The following is a 7,903-nucleotide window of genomic DNA, read 5'->3' on the forward strand; positions in this document are numbered from 1 at the left end:
GCCTCGGCCAGCACGGGTTCGGCGTCGTCGAGCAGGTGGAGCAGCCAGACCAGGACGACCGCGTCCGGCGTCGTAGCCGGCGGCCTCGGCGTCGTAGTCCAGCACGGCGGGCGCTACCGCAGGGCGGGGTGGTCGGCGACGACGGTGCAGCTGCCGGGGGCGATCTCGGTGAAGCCGGCGTCGCGGACGAGCGGCAGGCCGCTCGCGGTGAGCCCGGCCCAGGCCTCGGGGGCGGCGGTGCGGACGGCGAGCGCGAAGCCGGCGTCGGCCCACTCCTTGCGGCGGGCGTCGTCCAGGCGCCACCAGGCCAGCTGGGCGGCGTGCCCGGTCTGTGCCATGGTCTTGCCGGCGCTCATCTCGAGGTCGGGGTTGAGCCAGAGCACGGGGAGGCCGGCGGCGGGTGCGGGCGGCTCCTCGGGGTCGTCGAGGTCGGTGCCGGAGACCTGGAGCTTGGCGAGCTCCTTCGGCCAGCCGTCGAGCGGGACGGGCGGGAAGACCCGGACCTCGGCGCTCGCGCCGGTGACGGTGATGCCGGGCAGTTCGCCGGCCTTGCGCCATTCGCCGCCGCGGGCCCGCCGGACGACCTTGCGGATCCGGGCGTCCTCCCAGGCGGCGACCCGCTCCGCCCACTCGCCGCCGCCGTCGGTGGTCCGCGGGTCGGCGAGCAGCGTCAGCACGGCGCGGGCCGAGGTCTCCAGGGCGTCGGTGCGGGCCGGCGGGTCGGTCCGCTCGATCCGGACGACCAGCGGGAGCACGTACTGCTCCCGGCTGTCGCGGTCGACGGGCTGTTCGGGGCTGCTGGGGGCGTCGAAGGGTGAGCTCACCCCACCAGGATGCCAGCAGCCCCGGATGCGTCCTGCGGCGCGTCAGCGCCGGTAGCCGCGCTGGGGGTCGCGCTCCTCGGCGTCGTCGTAGAACAGGAACCAGCCCTCCGGGTGGGTGGCGGCGAGCAGCTGGTCGGTGCGGTCGGCGGCCTCCAGGTCGGGGTCGCCGTCGTCGGGGCCGTAGACGCCGAAGAGCTCGTCGTCGCAGCCCTCCCAGTCGTAGTCGTAGAGGTCGGCGGGCAGGTCGCCCATCATGTCGGCGACCGACTCGGGCTGGGCGCCGAGCAGGCCGCGGGCGTCGGCGAGGGCGAGCCGCAGGGCGAGGTCCTCGGCGAGGCTGCGGGGCAGCGGCCACTCGCCGAGTGCGAGGTCCTCGGCGAGGTCGTCGAAGGTGCGGGCGAAGGCGCGGCGCCAGCTGCGGTGCTGGGCCCAGGTGCGGCGGGGCAGCCGGGCGAAGACCGTCCACTCGGCCTCGTCGCCGGCCGCGACCGGCTCGTCCTCGTGCTCGTCGAGGTCGTCGTAGGCGGCGTCGGCGAGGCCGATCAGCTGGGTGTGCAGCAGGCAGGCGGTGCGGGGGGTGAGGGTCCAGTCCCCGGCGTCGCCGTCCTCCGCGTCGAGCGGGAACAGGGCGGCGAAGTCGGGGGCGAAGTCGTCGGTGACGCTGATCTCCAGGGTGCCGCCGAGGGCCTCGATGCCGGGCACGGCGGCGACCAGCCGGTCGGGGTGGAGCAGCACGCCGAGGGCCGCGTTCGGGTCCTCGGCGACCTCGCGGAGCAGGTCGGCGCGCTGGCCGGCCGGATCCACGCCGTCGAATTCCAGTTCGTCCACGGCGGCCAGTGCGGCGGCGCGCAGCACCGGCCAGTCGGTGATGCGGATGCCGAGCACCACCGTCGCCTCGATCTCCTGCGCGCCGGAGTCCTCCGCCGCGCCCGGCCCCTGGGGATGATCGCTTCGCTCTCCCATGCGCCTACAGTACGGCCACCGGGGGTCCGGAATCACCGGTGTCCACCACCTTGTTGCGCGGGCGGTCGCCGCCGGGCCGGGCGGGTGGGGTCAGGGGCAGGAGTCGTCGTCGGTGGCGTCGATCTCGACGGTCGTGGTGGTGCCGTCCACGAGCAGGTGGGCGGAGCTGCGCCAGCCGTCGAAGGACTTGTGCAGGGTGAGGTGGGGCGGCTGCGCGCCGAGGCCGGGGAGGCCGCCGGGAGGGGTGGCGCCGGGGTTCCCGAGCGCCGGGTCGGCGAGCGGGCCCTCGCTCTCCCAGCCGGCGGTGCGGGCGAGGGCGGCGAGCGCGGGGGCGTCGAGGGCGGGCGCGCCGGTGAAGTCGGCGTTCACGGAGGGCGGCATGGGGCCGTCCGGCGTGTCGCGGCACTGGTCGACGGTGATCGCGGGCGGGCGGCCGAGCCGGTCGCCGAGGGCGGTCAGCAGCGGGTCGCCGCGCAGCCGGTCCAGCCGGGCGGTGGCGGCCGGGGACGGGTGCTCGACCACGTCGGGGGTCAGCGAGGACCAGACGATGAGGCCGGCGATCGCGGCGGCCACCAGGAGCAGGGCCAGACCGATGCCCTGGAGGACGGCGGTGACCTGGGAGAACGCGCCGCGGCGCGGCTCGGAACTGGGCACGGCGGGACTGTACACCGGCGAGCCGCCGGGGGAACCGACGGGTCATCACCGAAGGTGTGGCCATGAGCAAACTCGACGATTACGGCGGCGGGCAGACCCCGGACGCCGAGGTGCTGGTGGTCACGACGAACGACGTCCCGGGCCACCGGGTGGAGCGGATCATCGGTGAGGTGTTCGGTCTGACGGTGCGCAGCCGGCACATCGGCAGCCAGATCGGGGCGGGCCTGAAGTCGCTGGTCGGCGGCGAGTTGAAGGGTCTGACCAAGACGCTGGTGGAGAGCCGCAACCAGGCGATGGAGCGGCTGGTGGAGCAGGCCCGGGCGCGCGGCGCGAACGCGATCCTGATGATGCGGTTCGACGTCTCGGAGGCCGCCGACGTGGGGACGGAGATCTGCGCGTACGGGACGGCCGCGGTGATCGCGCCGATCGCCTGATCCCACCGGGCGGGCACGGGGCGGGCGGGAACAGGAACCGCCCGCCCGATGTTTCATGAGGGTGACTGTTTACGGTGCAACTACCGAGCCGGGCGAGGTCGACGTCGTGGTGATCGGTGCCGGGCAGGCCGGGCTGTCGGCCGCCTACCACCTGCGGCGGCGCGGCTTCGCCCCGTACACCGGCTTCGTGGTGCTGGACGCGGACGAGGCCCCGGGCGGCGCCTGGGCGCACCGCTCGCCGTCGCTGCGGATGGCCACCGTGCACGGCTTCCACGACCTGCCGGACTTCGAGCTGCCGCCGCCGGACCCGCAGGCCCCGGCCCGCGAGGTGGTGCCCGGCTACTTCGCCGCGTACGAGGCCCGGCACGCGCTGCCGGTCGTGCGCCCGGTGCGGGTGCGCGCGGTGCGGTCGCTGCCGGACGGGCGCCTGCGGGTGGAGACCGACGCCGGCGACTGGACGGCCCGGGCGCTGGTGAACGCGACCGGCACCTGGACCCGGCCGTTCCTGCCGCACTACCCGGGGCACTTCGCCGGGCGGCAGCTGCACTACGCCGACTACCGGGGGCCGGAGGAGTTCACGGGGCTGCGGGTCGCCGTGGTCGGCGGCGGCGCCTCGGCGATCCAGGTGCTCTCCGAGGTCGGCGCGGTCGCCGACACGCTGTGGTTCACGCGCCGGCCGCCGGTCTACCGGGACGGGCCGTTTACCGCCGAGGCCGGGCGGGCCGCGGTGGCCCTGGTCGAGGAGCGGGTCCGTCAGGGCCTGCCGGTACGCAGTGTGGTGAGCGTGACCGGGCTCGGCCCCTCGGTGGCGTACCGGCGGGCCGAGGAGCTGGGCGTGCTGGAGCGCCGCCCGATGTTCGACCGGCTGACCGAGCACGGGGTGGCGACCGCCGGCAGCGAGGAGCCGGTCGACGCCGTCGTCTGGGCGACCGGCTTCCGCCCGGAGATCACCCACCTGGCCCCGCTGGGCCTGCGCGATGCCGGCGGCGGCATCCGGATGGACGGCACGCGGGCCGCGGCCGACCCGCGGATCCACCTGGTCGGCTACGGCCCGTCGGCGAGCACCGTCGGGGCCAACCGGGCGGGCCGGGCGGCCGCCAACGGCATCGTGCGGCTGCTCGGCGCGCCCGAGCCGCTGCCGGCGGCTCAGCGGTCGTAGTCGACGGTGACCGTGTCGGAGACCGGGCGGGCCTGGCAGGTCAGCACGTAGCCGGCCGCGACCTCCTTCTCCTCCAGCGCGAAGTTGCGCCGCATCTCGGTCTCGCCGTCGCGGACCAGCGCCCGGCAGGTGCCGCAGACCCCGCCCTTGCAGGCGAAGGGCAGGTCCGGGCGGACCCGCTGGGCGCCGTCCAGGATCGAGCGGTCGCGGGGCAGCCGCAGCGTGCTGGAACGGCCGTCCAGCACCACGGTGACCTCGCTGAGTTCACCGTCGGCGGCCGGGGCCTCGGCCCGCTCGGCGATCGGCTCGTCCTCCGCGTGGAAGAGCTCCTGGTGCACCCGCTCGCCCGGCACGCCCAGCCCGTCCAGCAGCTCGCGGGCGCCGGTCACCATCCCGTACGGGCCGCAGAGCCACCAGTGGTCCACGGCGGGCACGTCGACCAGCGCGGTCACCAGCGAGCGCACCCGCTCCGGGTCGAGCCGGCCGCTCAGCAGCTCGGCGTCGCGGCTCTCCCGGGAGAGCACGTGCACCAGCTGGAAGCGGTCCAGGTGGCGGTCCTTGAGGTCGGCCAGCTCGTCGGCGAACATCACCGTGTCGCTGCGCCGGTTGCCGTACAGCAGGGTGACCCGGGAGTCGGGGTGGCCGTCCAGGACGGAGCCGGCGATGGAGAGCATCGGGGTGATCCCGGAGCCCGCGGCGACCAGCACGTGGTGGGCCCGGTCGGCCGGCTCGGCGGTGAACAGGCCGGTCGGCGGCAGTACCTCGATGCGCTCGCCGACCCGGGCCTCGCGCACCAGCCACCGCGAGAACAGCCCGCCCGGCACCTCGCGCACCGCGATCCGCAGCGGCCCGCCGACCGGCGAGCAGAGCGAGTACGAGCGGCGCTCGTCGGCGCCCGCCACGATCCGGCGCAGGGTCAGCGTCTGGCCGGGCCGGAAGGCGAAGTCCTCGGCGAGCTCCCCCGGCACCTCGAAGGTGACCGCGACGGCGTCCTCGCAGAGCGGCTCCAGGGCGGCGATGCGCAGCTCGTGGAAGGTCGGGCGGCGGACGGCCATCAGATCTCCTTGATCCGGTCGAAGGGCTCCCGGCAGGCCCGGCAGCGCCAGAGCGCCTTGCAGGCGGTGGAGCCGAACCGGGACAGCTCCTCGGTGTCGGCGGAGCCGCACTGCGGGCAGGTGGGCGACGCGTGCCGGGTCGGCCCGAGCACCAGCAGGCCGGCGGCGTGCGGCGCGGGCGGCGCGATGCCGGCCTCGGCCAGTTTGCGGCGGCCCTCGGCGCTGATCAGGTCGGTGGACCACGGCGGGTCGAGCCGCAGCCGCACGTCCACCTCCCGGTAGCCGGCGCCGCGCAGCCGCGCGGCCACGTCGGCGGCCATCTCGGCGACCGCGGGGCAGCCGGAGTAGGTCGGGGTGAGCCAGGCGGTCACCGCCCCGTCCTCCTCCCGGACGTCGGCCAGCACGCCCAGGTCGGCGAGGGTGAGCATGGGCAGCTCGGGGTCGGGCACGGCCGCCGCGACCTCCCAGGCCCGCCCGGCGGTCGCGGTCACCACGTCGCCCCCGGGTGGGCCCGGGCCACCACCTGCAGCTCGGCCAGCAGCAGGCCGAGCGCCTCGGTGTGCACGCCGTCCCGGCCGGCCCGGCCGCCGATCCGGGCCATCGCCGGGGCGTCCGGCACGGTCAGGGTGGCGCGAACGGCGTCGTCGGCGAGCTGCGCCAGCACCGGGCCGCGCAGGCCGGAGGGGTCGGTGCCGAGCCGCAGCTCGACCTCGTGCGGGGTGAACAGCTCGTCCAGCAGCGGCCACACCGCGTCCAGGCCGGCCTGCATCCGGTCGTGCGAGTACGGGGTGCCGTCGCCGAGCCGCAGCAGCCACTCCAGCGCCCACTCGCGGTGGTAGGCCAGCTCCTTGACGCCGCCGGAGGCGACCGCGGCGAGCACCGGGTCGGCGTGCTCGACGAGCCGCCGGTAGAGCGCGTGGCGGGCGGTCGCGAAGACCAGGATCCGGGCCACCGTGTGCGCGAAGTCCCCGTTGGGCACCTCGACCAGGCGCACGTTGCGGAACTCGTGGTCCTCCCGCCAGTAGGCGAGGTCGTCCTCGGTGCGGCCGCTGCCGTCGGCCTGGCCGGCCCGGCTGAGCAGCCGGCGGGCCTGGCCGAGCAGGTCGAGCCCGAGGTTGGCGAGCGCGACCTCCTCCTCCAGCTCGGGCGCGCGGGTGCACCACTCGATCAGCCGCTGGGCGAGGACGAGCGCGTCGTCGCCCAGCATCAGGCAGTACGCGGCCAGGTCGGCACCGTCCACGCCCGCGGGCACGGCGGTGTCGACGCCCAGCAGCGGGTCGGCGAACCCGGTGCCGTACGCCCAGCGGGCCTCGCCCTCCGGCTCCGGGCCGGCCTCGGAGAGGGTCAGGTAGACGTGGTCGTCGGTCATCTCGGCATCCCCTGCGGCTCAGATGTGCGGGACATCCTCGGGGATGTCGTAGAAGGTCGGGTGGCGGTAGACCTTGTCCCCGCTCGGCGCGAAGAACGGGTCCTGCTCGTCCGGGGCGGAGGCGGTGATCGCCGCCGAGGGCACCACCCAGAGGCTGACGCCCTCGTTGCGGCGGGTGTAGAGGTCCCGGGCGGCGAGCAGCGCCATCCGGTCGTCGGGTGCGTGCAGCGAGCCGACGTGGACGTGGTTCAGGCCGCGCCGCGGGCGGACGAACACCTCGTAGAGCGGCCAGTCGGCCTTGGTCGCGTTCACTGCGCGCTCCGCTTCTTCTCCGCGTACGCCAGGGCCGCCTCGCGGACCCAGGCGCCGTCCTCGTGGGCCGCCCGGCGGCGCTCGACGCGCTGGGCGTTGCACGGCCCCTGGCCCTTGATCACCTGCTTGAGCTCCGACCAGTCGGGCTCGCCGAAGTCCCAGCTGCCGCGCTCCTCGTTCCAGCTCAGCGCCGGGTCGGGGAGGGTGACGCCGAGGTGCTCGGCCTGCGGCACGGTCATGTCGACGAACCGCTGGCGCAGCTCGTCGTTGGAGTGCCGCTTGATCCGCCACGCCATCGACCGGGCGCTGTTGGGCGAGTCGTCGTCCGGCGGGCCGAACATCATCAGCGACGGCCACCACCAGCGGTCCACCGCGTCCTGCACCATCCGGCGCTGCGCCTCGGTGCCGCGCATCATCGTCATCAGCAGCTCGTAGCCCTGCCGCTGGTGGAACGACTCCTCCTTGCAGACCCGCACCATCGCCCGGGCGTACGGCCCGTAGGAGCAGCGGCACAGCGGCACCTGGTTGCAGATCGCGGCGCCGTCCACCAGCCAGCCGATCACGCCGACGTCGGCGAAGGTCAGCGTGGGGTAGTTGAAGATCGAGGAGTACTTCTGCCGGCCGTCGACCAGCTTCTCGGTGAGCTCGGCGCGGTCGACGCCGAGCGTCTCCGCGGCGGCGTAGAGGTAGAGGCCGTGCCCGGCCTCGTCCTGCGCCTTGGCCAGCAGGGTGGCCTTGCGGCGCAGCGAGGGGGCCCGGGTGAGCCAGTTCCCCTCCGGCTGCATGCCGATGATCTCCGAGTGCGCGTGCTGCGCGATCTGGCGCACCAGGGTCGCCCGGTAGGCGTCCGGCATCCAGTCGCGCGGCTCGATCCGCTGCTCGGCGGCCACCACCGCGTCGAAGCGCGCCTCCAGCGCGGCCGCGTCCATCTCCGTCGCCGTCACTCCACCCACCTCCCGACTGACCGTTCGGTCGGTTCCATTCTGTACGGCGGGGCCGCGACCTGACAAGGCGCGCGGATCACGGGTAGGACGCGACCGGGTGCACGGCGCCCCCGGGCCGGGCCGGGGCGCCGGCCCCCCCCCCGCCCCCCCCGCCGACGGCGTGCGCCCCCGGGGCAGCGGGACGGCGGG

10 protein-coding genes are annotated in these 7,903 nt (G+C 75.5%); 2 read left to right on the top strand and 8 right to left on the bottom strand.

Features of this window, described 5'->3' with window-relative positions:
* Positions 1 to 113: 113 nt before the first annotated feature.
* From ACFV0G_RS22320 to ACFV0G_RS22330, 3 genes are all read right to left on the bottom strand, one after another.
* The gene (locus tag ACFV0G_RS22320) at positions 114 to 824 is read right to left on the bottom strand and encodes an aminoacyl-tRNA hydrolase (RefSeq protein ID WP_380550533.1); all 711 of its coding nucleotides are present in this window, start codon (positions 822 to 824) and stop codon (positions 114 to 116) included.
* Positions 825 to 866: 42 nt separating this feature from the next.
* Positions 867 to 1,787, bottom strand: a complete 921-nt coding sequence (locus ACFV0G_RS22325; RefSeq protein ID WP_380550536.1) for a hypothetical protein — start codon at positions 1,785 to 1,787, stop codon at positions 867 to 869.
* Between the two features lie 90 nt (positions 1,788 to 1,877).
* A complete protein-coding gene (locus ACFV0G_RS22330) occupies positions 1,878 to 2,441 on the bottom strand; it encodes a hypothetical protein (RefSeq protein ID WP_380550539.1) in 564 nt (187 codons plus the stop codon).
* Positions 2,442 to 2,503: 62 nt separating this feature from the next.
* Between ACFV0G_RS22330 and ACFV0G_RS22335 the strand changes: the two genes are divergently transcribed.
* Together ACFV0G_RS22335 and ACFV0G_RS22340 are read left to right on the top strand one after the other, a co-directional pair.
* Positions 2,504 to 2,875 (top strand): YbjQ family protein, encoded by a 372-nt coding sequence (locus tag ACFV0G_RS22335; protein WP_380550547.1) that lies wholly within the window; start codon positions 2,504 to 2,506, stop codon positions 2,873 to 2,875.
* Positions 2,876 to 2,936: 61 nt separating this feature from the next.
* Complete coding sequence (locus tag ACFV0G_RS22340; protein ID WP_380550550.1) at positions 2,937 to 4,034, top strand: FAD-dependent oxidoreductase; 1,098 nt, start codon at positions 2,937 to 2,939, stop codon at positions 4,032 to 4,034.
* Here the strand turns inward: ACFV0G_RS22340 and paaE are convergent.
* Genes paaE through paaA form a run of 5 tightly spaced genes read right to left on the bottom strand, consistent with a single transcriptional unit; the run spans position 4,022 to position 7,699 of the window.
* Positions 4,022 to 5,089 (bottom strand): 1,2-phenylacetyl-CoA epoxidase subunit PaaE, encoded by a 1,068-nt coding sequence (gene paaE, locus ACFV0G_RS22345; RefSeq protein WP_380550553.1) that lies wholly within the window; start codon positions 5,087 to 5,089, stop codon positions 4,022 to 4,024. The two genes, ACFV0G_RS22340 and paaE, sit on opposite strands and share 13 nt — an antisense overlap.
* Positions 5,089 to 5,583 (bottom strand): 1,2-phenylacetyl-CoA epoxidase subunit PaaD, encoded by a 495-nt coding sequence (gene paaD / locus ACFV0G_RS22350; RefSeq protein WP_380550556.1) that lies wholly within the window; start codon positions 5,581 to 5,583, stop codon positions 5,089 to 5,091. The genes paaE and paaD overlap by 1 nt, the downstream gene beginning before the upstream one ends.
* On the bottom strand, positions 5,577 to 6,458 hold the full coding sequence (paaC, locus tag ACFV0G_RS22355) for a 1,2-phenylacetyl-CoA epoxidase subunit PaaC (RefSeq protein WP_380550559.1): 882 nt from the start codon (positions 6,456 to 6,458) through the stop codon (positions 5,577 to 5,579). Before paaC ends, paaD begins: the two co-directional genes overlap by 7 nt.
* A gap of 18 nt (positions 6,459 to 6,476) precedes the next feature.
* Positions 6,477 to 6,770: a 1,2-phenylacetyl-CoA epoxidase subunit PaaB gene (gene paaB / locus ACFV0G_RS22360; protein WP_380550562.1), complete on the bottom strand. Its 294-nt coding sequence runs from the start codon at positions 6,768 to 6,770 to the stop codon at positions 6,477 to 6,479.
* Positions 6,767 to 7,699 (bottom strand): 1,2-phenylacetyl-CoA epoxidase subunit PaaA, encoded by a 933-nt coding sequence (paaA, locus tag ACFV0G_RS22365; protein WP_380550577.1) that lies wholly within the window; start codon positions 7,697 to 7,699, stop codon positions 6,767 to 6,769. Before paaA ends, paaB begins: the two co-directional genes overlap by 4 nt.
* Positions 7,700 to 7,903: the final 204 nt, after the last annotated feature.

Origin of the sequence: Kitasatospora sp. NPDC059571, assembly GCF_042735675.1 — a bacterium.
GTDB lineage: Bacteria > Actinomycetota > Actinomycetes > Streptomycetales > Streptomycetaceae > Kitasatospora.

Excerpts from the sequence above, each read along its gene's own strand:
- paaC (WP_380550559.1), bottom strand. The coding sequence starts at position 6,458 with ATGACCGACGACCACGTCTACCTGACCCTCTCCGAGGCCGGCCCGGAG.
- ACFV0G_RS22325 (WP_380550536.1), bottom strand. The coding sequence starts at position 1,787 with ATGGGAGAGCGAAGCGATCATCCCCAGGGGCCGGGCGCGGCGGAGGAC.
- ACFV0G_RS22335 (WP_380550547.1), top strand. The coding sequence starts at position 2,504 with ATGAGCAAACTCGACGATTACGGCGGCGGGCAGACCCCGGACGCCGAG.
- paaA (WP_380550577.1), bottom strand. The coding sequence starts at position 7,699 with ATGGACGCGGCCGCGCTGGAGGCGCGCTTCGACGCGGTGGTGGCCGCC.
- paaE (WP_380550553.1), bottom strand. The coding sequence starts at position 5,089 with ATGGCCGTCCGCCGCCCGACCTTCCACGAGCTGCGCATCGCCGCCCTG.